14 protein-coding genes are annotated in these 15,431 nt (G+C 57.5%); 6 read left to right on the top strand and 8 right to left on the bottom strand.

All coding sequences use genetic code 11. The annotated features are described in order from the left end of the window. Positions 1-18: 18 nt before the first annotated feature. The 3 genes from Q0816_RS01370 to Q0816_RS01380 all read right to left on the bottom strand — a co-directional run bounded on the left by Q0816_RS01370 (position 19) and on the right by Q0816_RS01380 (position 3,248). Complete coding sequence (locus Q0816_RS01370; protein WP_298846687.1) at positions 19-1,182, bottom strand: isovaleryl-CoA dehydrogenase; 1,164 nt, start codon at positions 1,180-1,182, stop codon at positions 19-21. 164 nt (positions 1,183-1,346) lie between these two features. Then, a complete protein-coding gene (locus tag Q0816_RS01375) occupies positions 1,347-2,537 on the bottom strand; it encodes an aminotransferase class I/II-fold pyridoxal phosphate-dependent enzyme (protein WP_298846690.1) in 1,191 nt (396 codons plus the stop codon). A gap of 39 nt (positions 2,538-2,576) precedes the next feature. Then, positions 2,577-3,248: an HAD-IA family hydrolase gene (locus Q0816_RS01380; RefSeq protein ID WP_298846695.1), complete on the bottom strand. Its 672-nt coding sequence runs from the start codon at positions 3,246-3,248 to the stop codon at positions 2,577-2,579. 134 nt (positions 3,249-3,382) lie between these two features. On the opposite strand from Q0816_RS01380, the gene glmU reads away from it, so the two are divergent. Genes glmU through Q0816_RS01400 form a run of 4 tightly spaced genes read left to right on the top strand, consistent with a single transcriptional unit; the run spans position 3,383 to position 7,800 of the window. Next, complete coding sequence (gene glmU / locus Q0816_RS01385) at positions 3,383-4,735, top strand: bifunctional UDP-N-acetylglucosamine diphosphorylase/glucosamine-1-phosphate N-acetyltransferase GlmU (protein WP_298846698.1); 1,353 nt, start codon at positions 3,383-3,385, stop codon at positions 4,733-4,735. A gap of 3 nt (positions 4,736-4,738) precedes the next feature. Then, a complete protein-coding gene (glmS, locus tag Q0816_RS01390; RefSeq protein WP_298846701.1) occupies positions 4,739-6,562 on the top strand; it encodes a glutamine--fructose-6-phosphate transaminase (isomerizing) in 1,824 nt (607 codons plus the stop codon). A 3-nt stretch (positions 6,563-6,565) separates the two neighbouring features. After that, on the top strand, positions 6,566-7,108 hold the full coding sequence (locus Q0816_RS01395) for a pyridoxamine 5'-phosphate oxidase family protein (protein ID WP_298846704.1): 543 nt from the start codon (positions 6,566-6,568) through the stop codon (positions 7,106-7,108). A 5-nt stretch (positions 7,109-7,113) separates the two neighbouring features. After that, the gene (locus tag Q0816_RS01400) at positions 7,114-7,800 is read left to right on the top strand and encodes a DNA alkylation repair protein (protein WP_298847257.1); all 687 of its coding nucleotides are present in this window, start codon (positions 7,114-7,116) and stop codon (positions 7,798-7,800) included. Here Q0816_RS01400 and Q0816_RS01405 read toward each other — a convergent pair. Beyond that, positions 7,788-8,219 carry a hypothetical protein gene (locus Q0816_RS01405; RefSeq protein WP_298846707.1) on the bottom strand — a complete coding sequence of 144 codons (432 nt, stop codon included), beginning with the start codon at positions 8,217-8,219 and terminating at the stop codon, positions 7,788-7,790. The two genes, Q0816_RS01400 and Q0816_RS01405, sit on opposite strands and share 13 nt — an antisense overlap. 91 nt (positions 8,220-8,310) lie before the next feature. On the opposite strand from Q0816_RS01405, the gene moaA reads away from it, so the two are divergent. Next, on the top strand, positions 8,311-9,318 hold the full coding sequence (gene moaA / locus Q0816_RS01410) for a GTP 3',8-cyclase MoaA (RefSeq protein WP_298847260.1): 1,008 nt from the start codon (positions 8,311-8,313) through the stop codon (positions 9,316-9,318). 1 nt (position 9,319) lies between these two features. Beyond that, entirely contained in the window at positions 9,320-10,618 is a 1,299-nt protein-coding gene (locus Q0816_RS01415) for a 3-deoxy-D-manno-octulosonic acid transferase (protein WP_298846718.1), read from the top strand. A 70-nt stretch (positions 10,619-10,688) separates the two neighbouring features. On the opposite strand, the gene Q0816_RS01420 is transcribed toward Q0816_RS01415, so the two are convergent. From Q0816_RS01420 to argE, 4 genes are read right to left on the bottom strand one after another with little or no spacing between them, the layout of a single operon-like run. Further along, positions 10,689-11,852, bottom strand: coding sequence for a M20 aminoacylase family protein (locus Q0816_RS01420; protein ID WP_298846720.1), 1,164 nt, complete (start codon positions 11,850-11,852; stop codon positions 10,689-10,691). Positions 11,853-11,874: 22 nt separating this feature from the next. Then, a complete protein-coding gene (locus tag Q0816_RS01425; RefSeq protein WP_298846723.1) occupies positions 11,875-13,038 on the bottom strand; it encodes a M20 aminoacylase family protein in 1,164 nt (387 codons plus the stop codon). Between the two features lie 15 nt (positions 13,039-13,053). Beyond that, a complete protein-coding gene (locus tag Q0816_RS01430) occupies positions 13,054-14,220 on the bottom strand; it encodes a M20 aminoacylase family protein (RefSeq protein WP_298846725.1) in 1,167 nt (388 codons plus the stop codon). A 43-nt stretch (positions 14,221-14,263) separates the two neighbouring features. Continuing rightward, positions 14,264-15,430, bottom strand: a complete 1,167-nt coding sequence (argE, locus tag Q0816_RS01435) for an acetylornithine deacetylase (RefSeq protein WP_298846728.1) — start codon at positions 15,428-15,430, stop codon at positions 14,264-14,266. Between the last annotated feature and the right edge of the window lies 1 nt (position 15,431).

The following is a 15,431-nucleotide window of genomic DNA, read 5'->3' on the forward strand; positions in this document are numbered from 1 at the left end:
TCTGCGGGGCGGTATTTCTCAGAGCATTTCACTCATCATTTCACGGCCAATCAGCATCCGGCGTATCTCACTGGTGCCTGCACCGATTTCCATCAGCTTGGCGTCTCGGAAAATCCGGCTGACCGGTGAATCCGACAGGAACCCCGCCCCGCCCAGCGCCTGAACGGCCTGATGCGCCTGCACCATCGCTTGTTCCGAGGCGTAAAGGCAGCAGGCCGCCGCATCCTGCCGGGTCACGTCGCCCCGGTCGCACGCCTTGGCGACCTCGTAGACATAGGCCCGCGCCGAATTCATCGCCGTGTACATGTCGGCGATCTTGCCTTGCATCAACTGAAAGCTGCCGATGGGTTTGCCGAACTGCTTGCGCTCGGCCATGTAGGGCATCACTTCGTCCAGGCAGGCAGCCATGATACCGGTGCCGATACCGGCCAGAACGACACGTTCGTAGTCCAACCCCGACATGAGCACGGCCACACCCTTGCCTTCTTCGCCCAACACATTTTCGAACGGCACCTCAACGTCTTCAAAGATAAGCTCGGCCGTGTTCGATCCGCGCATCCCCAGCTTGTCGAAATGCGGTGAAGTCGAAAAACCCGTCATCTCTTTTTCGATCAGAAAAGCCGTGATGCCCTTCGATCCGGCATCGGGGTCGGTCTTGGCATAAACCACCAGAGTATCGGCATCCGGCCCGTTGGTGATCCAATACTTGTTACCGTTCAGACGGTAGTGATCGTTGCGCTTTTCAGCCCGCAGCTTCATCGACACCACATCCGACCCGGCCGAAGGTTCCGACATGGCCAGCGCGCCCACATGCTCTCCTGAAATCAGGCGCGGCAGGTATTTCTGCTTCTGCTCATCATTGCCGTTCAGCTTGATCTGGTTCACACAAAGGTTGGAATGCGCCCCGTAGGACAGAGAAACTGATGCCGATGCGCGAGCAACTTCTTCAACGGCAATCGTGTGCGCCAGATAAGACATGCCAGCGCCGCCGTATTCTTCGGGCACGGTGACTCCCAAAAGGCCAAGCTCTCCCATCTCTTTCCACAACGCGTTAGGAAATGAATTTGTTGCATCGATCTCTGCCGCCATCGGCTTGACCCGTTCCTGCGCCCAGCGATGCACCATCTCGCGCAGGGCATCCACATCCTCACCCAGATCGAACTTCATCGTGGCCATGAACATCTGCGTCTTCCCTCCGCTTTAATGAACAAGTGTTCAATAAATGTCTAACAGCGAATCCATTGTCGGTCAATCTTTGTGAAAGTCCGACCTGAAACGAAAAATGCCGCCCCAAAAGGGCGGCGTTTCAAAAGATCGAGCGTGCGCCGCAGGCGCACTCCGTAAGATCACGATTGATAAATCGCACTCACTTCAGCCCGGATAATCCGGGCGATCAATCGGCAATCCTCCAGAGAAAATGTCAGGGGAACACGCATATCCATAACGCCCGCCAGAACCCGGTCACTTTCAGGCATCCGTTCGCTTTCGAAATATCGCCAGCTGTCATAGCGCGACGTGAACCCTGTCGGCTCAGCCCCTCCGAACCACTTCAGCTCGACCCCACGTGCCGCACAACGGCTGGTGACGTCGGCGATCCGTTCAGGTGACCAATCCAGCAACAAGAACTGAATCGAAGACCCGACATAGGTTTCGTCCTCGGGCCGCTCGACAACAGTCAGACCCGGAGTGCCACGCAACCCGGCTTCAATCTCGCGGTAGCGCTCGTTCCACCGGTCCACTTGCCGGTCCAGATCCCGCAATTGCGGGCGCAGGATCGCCGCGCGCAGATTGTCCATCCGGCCCGAGACGTTCGGCGTCGTGTATTTGATCCGCTCGAACACTTCTGGCCCCGGCGCGGCTAAATGGCGTTCGTACAGCATGTAGGACCCCGACAGCATCGTGGCTTTGGCGGCCAACTTCTCGTCATCGGTGATCAGCAATCCGCCCTCACCCGAGTTGACATGCTTGTAAGTCTGGCAGGAATAACAGCCTATTGCGCCCTGTCGCCCGGACAACTGACCACGCCAGGCTGCTCCCATCGTATGCGCGCAATCTTCAATCACGATCACCCCGGCCGCGTCACACATCTGCATCAAGCGGTCCATATCACACAGATGCCCCCGCATATGACTGAGCATCAGCACACGCGCCTGATCCAGTTTGCGCTCCAGATCCTCCAGATCGATAGTCAGGTTGTCAGTTACACCGACAAAAATCGCCCGCGCTCCTACCGAGGCAATCGACCCCGGCACCGGTGCCAGCGTGAAGGCATTTGTCAGAACCGGGTCGCCGGGTTGAACGCCGACTGCGCGCAAGGCCGTCGCAAGCGCATATCCGCCGGACGAAACTGCCAAACAGTACTTGGCCCCCATCTGTACTGCGAATTCCTGCTCCAGCAGAGCCGTTTCCCCTAATTCTCCGGGGGCGACATTATAGCGATGCAGACGCCCATGGTGCAGAACGGCCAGTGCCGCCTCGATTGCGTCTTCCGGAAGGGGTTCCTGCTGCGTGAAATTACCAGAGAATATTTCGGTCATGGTCTTGTTCTGGGGCTCCGAACTGGTCTGGTCAAGGTTTCAGGCCGCCGCACCGATCAGATCGGGCACGAGGCCGGGTAAATCGTCAAAGTGATGCAACAAGGCTTCGGGCTCCAATGCCGCCATGTCATCCCCCGATGGCCCAAAGGTCACCAGAACCGAGGGAACCCCCGCTGCTTTGGCAGTATTGCGGTCGGTATCCGAGTCTCCAATCAGCACGCACCATTCTGGATCGCCCCCGGCACGACGCGCAGCTTCACGCAGCGGCGCAGGGTCAGGTTTGCGTACCGGCAGCGTATCGGCCCCGACCAAAGAGGCGAAACGATCCCGTACCCCCATGCGCGACAGCAACAATTCGGCCAAATGTTCCGGTTTGTTGGTGCAAATGCCGACACCGTAACCAGCATTGCTGAGCACCTCGACCGCCTGCAACGCACCGGGATAGAAACTGGTATGGGTGTCGATATCCTGCGCATAAGCCTCAAGCAGAACCGGGTAATAGGCCTGGACGGTTTCCTCATCATAAGCTCCGACGCGTTTCAGCCCGTGGGTCAACATCATGCGTCCACCCCGCAGCGCCACACCGGAATCTGGCCCATGGACCAACACATCCCCATGCCCCATGTCGCGAAAACAATGGTTCGCAGCAGCCAGCAAATCGCCCGACGTATCCGCCAGAGTGCCGTCCAGATCGAAGATGACTGTGCGCATTTCGCTTCCTTGCTCGGCAGGTTTTCGCCGTGTCCTGTTTCAATCGGCAATCTTGTTTGATGGCCGAACGGCTTGCGCCTTTGCCCTCAGCGGATAAAACGGTCGGCAACAAAACACAAAGAGAAAACGATTTTATGAGCAATTCCCTTGTCATCCTCGCCGCCGGGAAAGGCACCAGGATGAATTCGGATCTTCCCAAAGTCCTGCATCCTATCGCTCAGGCTCCGATGCTTGTCCACGCGATGCGCGCAGGATCTGTCCTGTCACCCGAGCGTACGGTGATCGTCACCGGCCACGGGTCCGAAGCTGTGGCAAATATTGCTAAGGCCGAAGATGAAGAGGTCCAGATCGCCGTTCAGGAAGACCAGTTGGGTACGGCTCATGCTGTCGATCAGGCCCGGAACGCGCTGAACGGTTTCGAGGGCGACTTGGTTGTTCTTTATGGCGACACTCCTTTTCTGCAGCCCGAAACCCTGGAACGGATGATCGAGGCACGGTCTGGGAATGACCTTGTCATTCTTGGGTTTGAAGCCGCTGATCCAGCCCGCTATGGCCGGTTGGTCATGAATGGCGATGCGCTGGAACGCATTGTCGAGTTTAAAGACGCATCAAACGAAGAACGCGCCATAACTTTCTGCAACTCAGGGCTTTTGGCCTGTGACGCGCAACTGCTGTTCTCGTTGATCGATGAGGTTGGAAACGACAACGCCTCGGGTGAATATTATCTGACCGACGTTGTCGAAATTGCCCGCAATCGCGGACTGAACGTGACCGCTGTCGCCTGCGACGAAGCGCAGACACTGGGTGTAAACTCTCGCGCTGATCTGGCGGTCGCTGATGCTGTATTTCAGGAGCGCGCCCGAGCCGAGCTTCTGGACATGGGCGTCACTCTGATGGCCCCTGAGACGGTGTATTTGGCCGCCGATACGGTCGTTGGACGCGATACAGTGATTGAGCCCAACGTGGTGTTCGGCCCGGGCGTCACGGTTGAAAGCGGAACTACAATTAGGGCTTTTTCCCATCTGGAAGGGTGCCATGTAAGCCGAGGGTCTGTCGTTGGCCCCTATGCCCGACTGCGCCCCGGGGCCGAACTGGCTGAAAACACGAGGGTCGGTAATTTTGTCGAGATCAAGAATGCCGAAATCGCCGCGGGCGCGAAAGTCAATCACCTCAGCTATATCGGTGACGCTTCCGTTGGCGCTGCGACCAACATCGGCGCGGGGACGATCACCTGTAACTATGACGGTGTGATGAAGCATAAAACCACGATCGGCGAGAATGTCTTTATCGGCTCCAACACAATGCTGGTGGCACCGGTCACAGTGGGCGACGGTGCAATGACCGCGACCGGCACTGTCGTAACCAAGAATGTGGACCCCGAGGCATTGGCCGTGGCCCGCGCCAAGCAGGAAAACAAGCCCGGATATGCGCGTAAATTGTTTGATATGTTGAAGGCGAAGAAGGCTCGCCGCGATAAAGAGGCCTGAGATATGTGTGGAATAGTAGGTGTTCTGGGGCAGCACGAGGCCGCCCCTATTCTGGTAGAAGCCCTGAAACGGCTGGAATATCGCGGCTATGACAGCGCCGGGATTGCAACCGTCAACGACGGCGCATTGGGACGACGGCGCGCGGTCGGCAAGCTGGTCAATCTCAGCGACCTTCTCGTGCATGATCCTCTGCCTGGAAAATCAGGGATCGGCCACACCCGTTGGGCCACGCATGGCGCACCTTCGGTCAACAATGCACATCCGCACAAGGCCGGCCCTGTGGCTGTGGTGCACAATGGCATTGTCGAAAACTACCGCGACCTGAGGGCCGAACTGGCCGAACATGGCGTCGATTTCCAGACCGAAACAGACACGGAAACTGTTGCCCTGATGACGGAACACCACCTCAACTCGGGCGTTTCCCCTGTTGAAGCTGCGTTCAAGACGATCGATCAACTGGAAGGCGCCTTTGCGCTGGCCTTTCTGTTTGATGGTGAGGACGACCTGATTGTTGCTGCCCGCAAGGGCTCGCCACTGGCCATAGGCCACGGGGATGGTGAGATGTATGTCGGTTCCGACGCCATCGCGCTGGCGCCACTGACCAATCAGATCACGTATCTTGAGGAAGGCGACCGCGCAGTTCTTACCCGCACCTCGCTGGAAATCCGCAATGAGGCCGGTGAGCTTGCCAACCGGGAAAAGCGCAAGATCAAGCTGGATCATGCACGCGCCGACAAAGGCGAGCACAAGCACTTCATGGCCAAGGAAATCGCAGAACAGCCCGTCGTCGTGGCTGAGGCGATCCGGTCCTACCTGCCCACCGGCGGTGACCGTGTTGTGTTGCCGGACACAAATCTGGACTTCAGCAAGCTGGATCGCCTGACCATGGTGGCCTGCGGTACCGCGTTCTACGCCTGCCTGACCGCGAAATACTGGTTTGAACAACTGGCGAAGATGCCCGTTGAAGTCGATATCGCCAGCGAATTCCGCTATCGCGAACCTCCGATCACGGATCGAACACTGGCCCTTTTCGTCAGCCAGTCCGGTGAAACCGCCGACACGCTGGCCGCGCTGCGCTATTGCGAGGACAAGGCGGACAAGATCGTTTCGGTCGTCAATGTCCCCGAAAGCTCGATTGCGCGGGAAAGTGATATCGCCCTTCCGATCCATGCCGGTGTCGAAATCGGCGTCGCTTCGACCAAAGCTTTCACTTGCCAACTGAGTGTGCTGCTGATGCTGGCCCTGAAGGCCGCCGCCGATCGGGGCACGTTGACGGACGAAGAAATCGCGGATCATGCCGCGGCACTGCGCGGTTTGCCGACGGTGCTGAACGCGGCACTTGATCAGAACCGTGCGATCCGCAAGGCCGCCCAACGCCTGTCCGAGGCGCGCGACGTCCTGTTTCTGGGCCGTGGCCTGATGTATCCGCTGGCAATGGAAGGCGCGCTGAAGCTCAAGGAAATCAGCTATATCCACGCCGAAGGATACGCGTCGGGAGAGTTGAAACACGGCCCTATCGCCCTGATCGACAAGCATATGCCCGTGGTTGTCATGGCACCACGTGATACGGTTTTCGACAAGACCGTCTCGAACATGCAGGAAGTGATGGCACGGAAAGGTAAAGTGATCCTTGTCTCTGATGATGATGGCATTGACGAGGCCGGCGACGGTGTCTGGAGCACCATCCGCATGCCACATGTTCACACCAGCCTTGCACCGATCCTCTACTCGGTTCCCGCGCAACTGCTGGCCTACCACACGGCTGTTGCCAAGGGCACGGATGTGGATCAGCCGCGCAATCTGGCAAAGTCGGTAACGGTGGAGTGAATTATGGCCAAGCAGTTCCCGCAGCTTGATGATGCGCATCAAAAGTTCATTGAAGAACAGCATATGTTCTTCGTCGGCACCGCCGGGACCGAAGGTCGGGTCAATATTTCCCCAAAAGGAATGGACTCGCTGCGTGTACTGGGACCAAACCGCGTTGTCTGGATGAACCTGACTGGCAGTGGCAACGAAACTGCGGGGCATCTTTTGCAGGTCAACCGGATGACGCTGATGTGGTGTTCTTTCACAACGCGTCCGATGATTCTGCGCACCTATGGCACAGCGCGTTGCCTGCATGTTGGCAACGAAGGTTGGGACGACCTTGCCGGTCTCTTCCCCAGTCACCGCAGTGCACGGCAAATCTATGACCAGTCGATCGAGATGGTACAAACCTCCTGCGGCTATGCCGTGCCTTTCATGGAATTCCAATCCGACCGCGACACAATGCAGAAATGGGTGGATGGAAAATCAGATGAGGAAATCCGTTCCTATTGGATGGAAAGGAACGGCCAGACGATTGATGGGAAACCAACAGGCGTTCCATTTTGATCCGCATGCTGACCGGATATCTCGATCAGATCAAAGCGCATGGTGACCCCGAACGGGCGACCCAAATGGCCAGTTACCACAAGGCAGATCGCCTCTATCTGGGCGTCGCCAACCCGATTCTCAACGACCTGACAAAGGCGTGGCGGCAGGAGCTGGACGTACCTGCGCGAGTCGCACTGGCGGACGAACTTTGGAAAACCGATATTCACGAAGGTCGTCTTGCCGCAGCCAAGCTTTTGACGCAGGCCCGCATCCGGCCCGACGAAGCGGTCTGGGTATTGCTGCAAAGCTGGTTACCGGATTTCGATGCCTGGGCTGTTGCCGACCACGCCTGCATGGCGATGCAAAAGCGGCTTTCTGCTGACCCTAAACGGCTTGACGAGGTCGAGCATTGGACAAGATCAGACCAAATGTGGACCCGGCGCGCGGCCCTCGTCGCAACCCTGCCCTGGACCAAACAGAACCACCCCAAGCCCGATGACCTGCACCGCCGAGATCGCATTCTTGGCTGGGCCGCCGGATATGTTCCGGACCGTGACTGGTTCATTCAGAAATCCATCGCCTGGTGGCTACGGGAATTGTCCAAACATGACCCGGATCGCGTAATCGAGTTTCTGGATAAACACGGCGATGCCATGAAACCCTTTGCCCGCCGCGAAGCAGGCAAATACCTGAAAAATCAGTCAGCGTAGACCTCAACCTCGACTAGTTCATCGAAGGGCACCAAAAGGGCCCGCATCGCATCCAGAGACAAGCGGCTGCCGCTGCTTTCCGGGCCAGATATCGGGACCAGAGTGATATAGGCCTGTGCTCCGGTTTTCGGTACAACGACCCGTGCCGTCACCTCACTGTCAACCAGCGGTGTCTGCATCCAGCGACCCGGCGTGGTCGGATCTCCAAGCCCGGCAATGGTGGTTTTTGCCCCGACCCAGCTTGGGCGTGCGGCAACTGGATCGGGTTGCAGCACTTCTTCGGCAACAGCGGTAGACGCTTCAACCTCGGGCGCGACCTGAGCAGGTGCGTCGCGCCCACCGAACACACGGTCTGTTGTCGACCGTACAGCGTCACACCCGGCCGTTAGCACACATAGTAAAATTAGTATTTTCTTCATACCCGAAACCTACAGCCCTGCGCCTATCTGTTCCAGCGCAAAGCGCAGTTCGCCCTTGTCGCGGGCTGGTTCCAGCTTTACTTATAACGGCATGACAGCTCCGCTTATCGACCCGTTTGCCCGCGCCATCACATATCTCCGCGTCTCCGTCACGGACCGCTGCGATTTCCGTTGCGTGTATTGCATGTCCGAGAACATGACCTTTCTGCCAAAGAAGGACCTACTGACGCTGGAAGAACTGGACCGGATGTGTTCGACCTTCGTCAACATGGGCGTCGAAAAGCTGCGCATCACGGGTGGCGAACCACTGGTGCGCCGTAATATCATGACCTTTTTCAATGCGATGACCCGTCATCTGGACAGTGGAGTGCTGAAAGAACTGACGTTGACGACCAACGGGTCGCAACTGAATCGCTTCGCCGAAGACCTGTATGCTGCCGGTGTGCGGCGGGTGAATGTATCTCTGGACACATTGGACGATGACAAGTTTGCCAAGGTCACGCGCTGGGGTCGCCTGAAGCAGGTATTGAACGGAATTGACGCCGCACAAAAAGCTGGCTTGCGGATCAAGATCAACGCGGTTGCTCTGAAAGGATTCAATGAGCCTGAATTGCCGAAGATCACGAAATGGTGCGCTGAACGTGACATGGATCTGACCTGGATCGAGGTCATGCCAATGGGTGATATCGGCAACGAAAACCGCCTGGACCAGTATTGGTCACTCAAGGATGTTCGGAAAGAATACGAAAACCACTATTCTGTCACCGATCTGGCCGAACGCAGCGGTGGCCCGGCCCGCTATGTCCGGTTGGAGGAAACAGGCCAGAAAATCGGCTTCATCACACCGCTGTCGCATAATTTCTGCGAAAGCTGCAACCGCGTCCGCCTGACCTGCACCGGCGAGCTTTACATGTGTCTTGGTCAGGAAGACATGGCCGATCTGCGCGGTGCATTGCGCGATCACCCCGATACCGAACAACCGCTTGAGGATGCCATCCGCGCGGCCATCACCCTCAAACCCAAAGGGCATGACTTCGATTATTCCCGGCAGGCAATCGATGGCCAAATGAGCCGCCATATGAGCCACACAGGCGGCTGAAATGCCGGATCAAAACGACCGCCCTACAGCGCTGTACCACATGTACTGCGCCCTCACGTCCCTTGCCGCACCTTTAGTCTGGAGAACCGTCCGGAAAAAACTTGAGGCAGCAGACATACCAGTCGAACGCCAACAGGAACGCCTGGGCTATGCCAGCCTGCCCCGCCCTAAAGGGCGGTTGATCTGGTTCCACGCCGCCAGCGTTGGAGAAAGCCTTTCCGTCCTCAGCCTGATCAAACGGTTGGCAAACCACCTGCCCGAGACCGAATTTCTGATCACCTCCGGCACCCCGACCTCAGCGGCTCTGATCGAGAAACGCCTGCCGCCGCGCGCGCGACATCAATACCCGCCGCTCGACATTGCAAGCCCGGTCCGACGCTTTCTGAACCATTGGCAACCAGATGGCGGAATTTTCGTCGAAAGCGAGATCTGGCCACGGCTGGTTGTGGAAAGCGCAAACCGCGACATTCCACTGGCTCTTCTGAATGCCCGACTGTCGGACAAATCCGTCGACGGTTGGAAAAAACGTCCCAGGACTGCGCGATTTATACTTGAAAAGTTTCGTCTGTTTCTGACCCAAAACAATAAAACCGCAACCGATCTTAAGGCTATGGGGGCACCTGCGGACCGAGTGCAGCCGGGCACCAACCTAAAGGCTATGTCCGATCCTCTTCCTGTGGATCAAAACACGCTCGAAGATATACGTACACAGATCGATCAAAGACCCGTCTGGATCGCCAGTTCGACCCACGCAGGTGAAGAAGAAAGCGTTTTAGCAGCCCACAACTTGCTGTTGAAACGTTGGCCGAATCTTCTTCTGCTGCTGATCCCGCGCCATCCGGAGCGACGCGGTGACGTCGCCAAACTTCTGAATGGCTCCTATCTTAACGCCTCGTTCCGATCGGAAGAATCCCTGATCAAAAACGACACCCAAGTATATGTCGCTGACACATTGGGCGAAACGGGTACATGGTACGCCTTGTGCCCCATCGTGTTCCTTGGCGGGTCTCTGAAAAAGATCGGTGGCCACAATCCGTTCGAACCGGCGCAGGCCGGTGCCGCAGTAATAACCGGCCCGGGTTACTTCAACTTTGCCGAAACATTCGTCCCATTGATCACATCAGGCGGAGCTCTTGAGGTTCAAACGACACGGGATCTCGCTGCGGCAGTCGAGCTCTGGCTAGCAGATGACAGGGCCCTGTCCCAGGCTCGCGATGCCGCCAAATCCTGCGTAAACACGCAAAAAGACGCTCTGGACACGGTCATCGACACGCTTTGCACAGCGCTTGACCTGACCTGAAAGTGCGGGATCCCTCGTCATCTGGCCAAAAATACCTCGGGGGTATGGGGGCAGAGCCCCCACCCTTCCCTCAGGCAGCCGGCATCCGCTGCTCGACAATCTCGGCCCACCAGCTGCACCCGGCCGGAATAGCTTCGTCGTTAAAATTGTATTCCGGGTGATGCACCATGGCTGTGTCACCATTGCCCACCAGAATATACGCTCCCGGACGTTCCTCCAGCATGAAGGCGAAATCCTCACCACCCATAACCAGAGGCGCCTCATCACAATCCCCCGATACCGACCGGGCAACATCCGCCGCAAATTCTGTCTGGTCATCGCTGTTCACCATCACCGGATAACCCCGAATATAGGTTACGTCCGCTGTGCCCCCGAACGTGGCGGCAACCCCATTGCAGATCTCGTTGATCCGCTTTTCAGCCAGATCACGCATATCCTTGCTCATCGTCCGTACAGTCCCTTTGATTTGAACGGTCTGCGGGATCACGTTGAAGGCTTTCGACGACGTCTCAAACGAGGTCACCGAAACCACGACCTGATCAATCGGATCAGCATTGCGCGAAGAAATGGTTTGCAGTGCCAAAACGGCCTGCGCTGCCAAAACGGTCGTGTCTACGGTCTCATGCGGCTTGGCGGCATGGCCGCCACGCCCTTCGAATGTGATATCGAACTGATCGGTCGCCGCAAAGAACGAACCCGGACGGATCGCGAACTTGCCGACTGGCTGGCCCGGCCAATTATGCATGCCGTAGACTTCCTGAATGTTCCAGCGGTCCATCATGCCATCTTCGCACATTTCGCGACCACCACCGCCGCCCTCTTCAGCAGGCTGAAAGATCACAACAACGGTGCCATCGAAATTGCGGGTTTCGGACAGATATTTCGCCGCGCCCAACAGCATCGCAGTATGCCCATCATGACCACAGGCATGCATCGCGCCCGGCGTTTTCGAGGCATAATTCAGCCCTGTCGCCTCAAGAATCGGCAACGCATCCATATCCGCCCGCAGACCGATAACCTTGCCCTTGCTGTCCGACTTGCCCTTAATCACTCCAACGACACCGGTGCGCCCAATACCGGTGACAACCTCGTCACAGCCGAACTCTTTCAGTTTGTCAGCTACCACTGCACTCGTGCGGTGGGTTTCAAAAAGAATCTCCGGGTTTTCGTGCAGATCCCGTCGCCAGACGGTGATCTCATCCTGCAATTCGGCAAAGCGGTTTTTGACTGGCATGTCTTCTCTCTCCTAATTCAGTTCAAGCCGCCGGCATCCGGCGCTCGATCATTTCTGCAAACCACGAGCACCCAATCGGGATGATCTCGTCGTTGAAATTGTATTCGGGGTGGTGCAATCCGGCACTGTCGCCGTTGCCCAGAACGATGAAAGCTCCGGGCCGCTCTTCCAGCATGAACGAGAAATCCTCGCCCCCCATTACCAATGGTGCCTCAAGACAGCTGCCGCCAACCGAGACTGCGGCTTCTTCAGCAAATCGCGTCTGAGCTTCAGCATTGATCGTCACCGGTACCCCGCGCGTGTAATTGACCTTCACCGAGCCACCAAACGTTTTGGCGATCCCGTCGGCAACGTCCTTGAGGCGCTGTTCGATCAGGTCACGCATGTCGTTGGAATGGGTCCGGACCGTGCCGCGTACCTGCGCCGATTGCGGGATCACGTTGAACGCTTTCGAAGACGTCTCGACCGAAGTCACCGACAGCACGGCTTGCAGGATCGGATCCGCATTGCGCGAAACGATCGTCTGCAAAGCCACGATAAGCTGAGACAGCATGACCGTCGTATCGATCGTCTCATGCGGTTTTGCCGCGTGGCCACCGCGCCCCTCGAGATGAATGTCAAACTCGTCCGCCGCCGCCAGTAACGGGCCCGAGCGGATGGCGAATTGCCCGGTTTGAACACCCGGCACGTTATGCATGGCGTAAACTTCCTGGATCCCAAACCGATCCATCAGACCGTCTTTGCACATGGCTTCGGCGCCATTCCCACCCTCTTCGGCAGGTTGGAAGATAACCACCGCCGCGCCATCGAAATTCCGGGTTTCGGTCAGGTATTTTGCCGCACCCAAGACCATCGCTGTATGCCCGTCATGCCCGCAGGCATGCATCGCATCTGGTGTAGCCGAAGCATAGTCCAGCCCGGTCTGCTCCTGCATCGGCAGCGCATCCATGTCAGCCCGCAGGCCTATTGCTCGGCCTTGAGTATCGGTCTTGCCGCGGATGACACCAACCACACCCGTGCGGCCGATACCTGTCACCACCTCGTCACAGCCGAATTCCTTCAGCTTTTCAGCCACCAGCGCGCTGGTGCGGTGGGTATCGTACAGAATTTCCGGGTGTTGGTGAAAGTCACGCCGCCAACCTGTGATCTCATCGTGCATCTCTGCGAGGCGGTTTTTGATCGGCATGGCATTCTCCTTGTTTTATGCGACGGGCAATCGTCGTTCCACAATCTCGGCAAACCAGCTGCAGCCGGCGGGTATCGCATCGTCGTCGAAGTTGTATTCCGGGTGATGGCACATGGCGGTGTCCCCGTTCCCGATAAAGATGTAAGCTCCGGGCCGTTCTTCAAGCATGTAGGCGAAATCTTCCGAAGGCATGATGGGGTCAGTGCCGTCGTTGACCTTACCCGCAACCGCCTCTGCCGCCTCGGCGGCATACGCCGTTTCTGCATCCGAATTAACCGTCACAGGATACCCTGGCGTCCAGACAACCTCCGCCTTGGCTCCAAAGGCCGAGGCCGTATCCTCGGCGATCCGGCGCACGCGCTCTTCTGCTATCGCGCGGTATTCGGTATCAAGCGTACGCACGGTTCCCTGCAACCGAACCGTATGCGCAATCACGTTTGACGCAACACTGTCCGTCACGAACGTGCCCACAGTGAGTACGACACGTTTGATTGGGTCAACCGTACGGGACACCACGGATTGCAGGGCAACAACGATATGCGAGGCCACCAGCGTGGTATCCACCGCGTCATGTGGCGCGGCGGCGTGCCCGCCCTTTCCGGTGATTGTGATTTCAAACTCGTCGGACGAGGCCAGTAAGGCGCCAGGTCGAATTGCGAACTCTCCCACCGGCAGCCCGGGCATGTTGTGCATGCCATAGACTTCGTGAATGCCCCAACGCTCCATCAGGCCGTCCTGACACATAGCCAGACCACCTGCGCCACCTTCTTCGGCGGGCTGAAAGATCAGAACTACAGAGCCATCGAAATTGCGGGTCTCGGCCAGGTATTGCGCCGCCCCCAAAAGCATGGACGTGTGCCCGTCATGTCCACAGGCATGCATCTTTCCCGATACGATCGACGCATAATCCACCCCAGTCGCCTCTTCAATCGGCAAGGCGTCCATGTCGGCACGCAAACCAATCACACGGCCAGTTGTGTCTTGCCGCCCCCGGATAACGGCCACGACACCCGTTTTGCCAATTCCCGGCGTGATCTCATCAACGTCAAATTCCTTGAGGCGTTCGACGACAAATGCAGCGGTTTCTTGCACGTCATACAAAAGTTCAGGATGCGCATGCAGATGGCGACGCCACTTGGTAATATCGCCATGCATTTCCGCTAGTCTGTTTTTGACGGGCATCTCAAGTTTTCCCTTTCAACCGCTGATGGTGCTTTACTTCAGGTCAGGCGCACAGCTTTTCAACCAGCCGCTGCATGAACTTTTGACCAGCTTCGAATTGCGCAATCGAAATGAACTCGTTCGGCTGGTGGGCCTGTGCAATATCGCCAGGCCCGCAGATCACGGCAGAATACCCTGCCTCCTGAAACTGCCCGGCCTCAGTCCCGTAGCTGACGACGTGGCTTGCGTTATCCCCGGTCAGCGTGCGCACCAAAGCCTCTGCCTCCCCGTCCTGTTCAGGCACCAGCCCCGGAATCGAAAAATGCTCTTTCAGCTCGATTCGGGCGTCTGGATGAACGCCCTGTATCCGCGCTTCGGCCAGACGGACCTGTTCGAAGTATGCATCACGCCATTGAGCCTGCGTTTCATCCGGTACGGTACGAAAATCCATCATGAATTTACAGTCTTTGGCGGTGATGTTGTGAGCCGTGCCCCCTTCGATCATACCGACATGACAGGTTGTCCACGGCGGGTCGAAGACGGCCGCAATGTCACTTGGTCGCGCGGCCATGCTCTCGGCATTTCTATGATTGGCCCACTCGATCAAAGGCGCAGCTGCCATGATGGCATTCACGCCAGTGTGCATGATCGAGCTGTGGACTTCGAACCCGACGATGTGGGTGTCAAAACCAAAACCGCCTTTGTGACCTGTCACAGCCTGCATCATTGACGGCTCACCCACAATCACCGCGGAGCCTTTGGGCAAAACGTCCTGCATCGCTTCGATCATCGGCGGCGCGCCAGTACATCCGACCTCTTCATCAAAGCTGAGCGCAAGCTGCAGCGGTCGGTTGATCCTGGCATAGTGCGCTTCGACCAGAGCCCAAATCGCCAGGGCGTCAAACCCTTTCATGTCGCAGGTGCCGCGACCGAAGTACTTGCCGTCTTTCTCGGTCACTGTAAACGGGTCACTGTCCCATGGCTGCCCGTCGACCGGTACGACGTCGGTATGGCCGGACAGAACAACGGCCCCTTCTTCCTTTGGGCCGACATGCGCAAAGATCGCGGCTTTATGAGGTTGGTCCGGATCCGGCCAGCGATGCGGTTCGATCCCGTGGCCCTTCAGGTATTCTTCGACCCAATCGACCAATGGCAAATTGGTTTCGCGGCTGACAGTGGGGAACGAGATCAGTTTGGTCATGATCTCAAGCGGCGTCAGGCGTGCTGCCATT

This window comes from uncultured Ruegeria sp. (genome assembly GCF_947497005.1).
Taxonomy (GTDB): domain Bacteria; phylum Pseudomonadota; class Alphaproteobacteria; order Rhodobacterales; family Rhodobacteraceae; genus Ruegeria.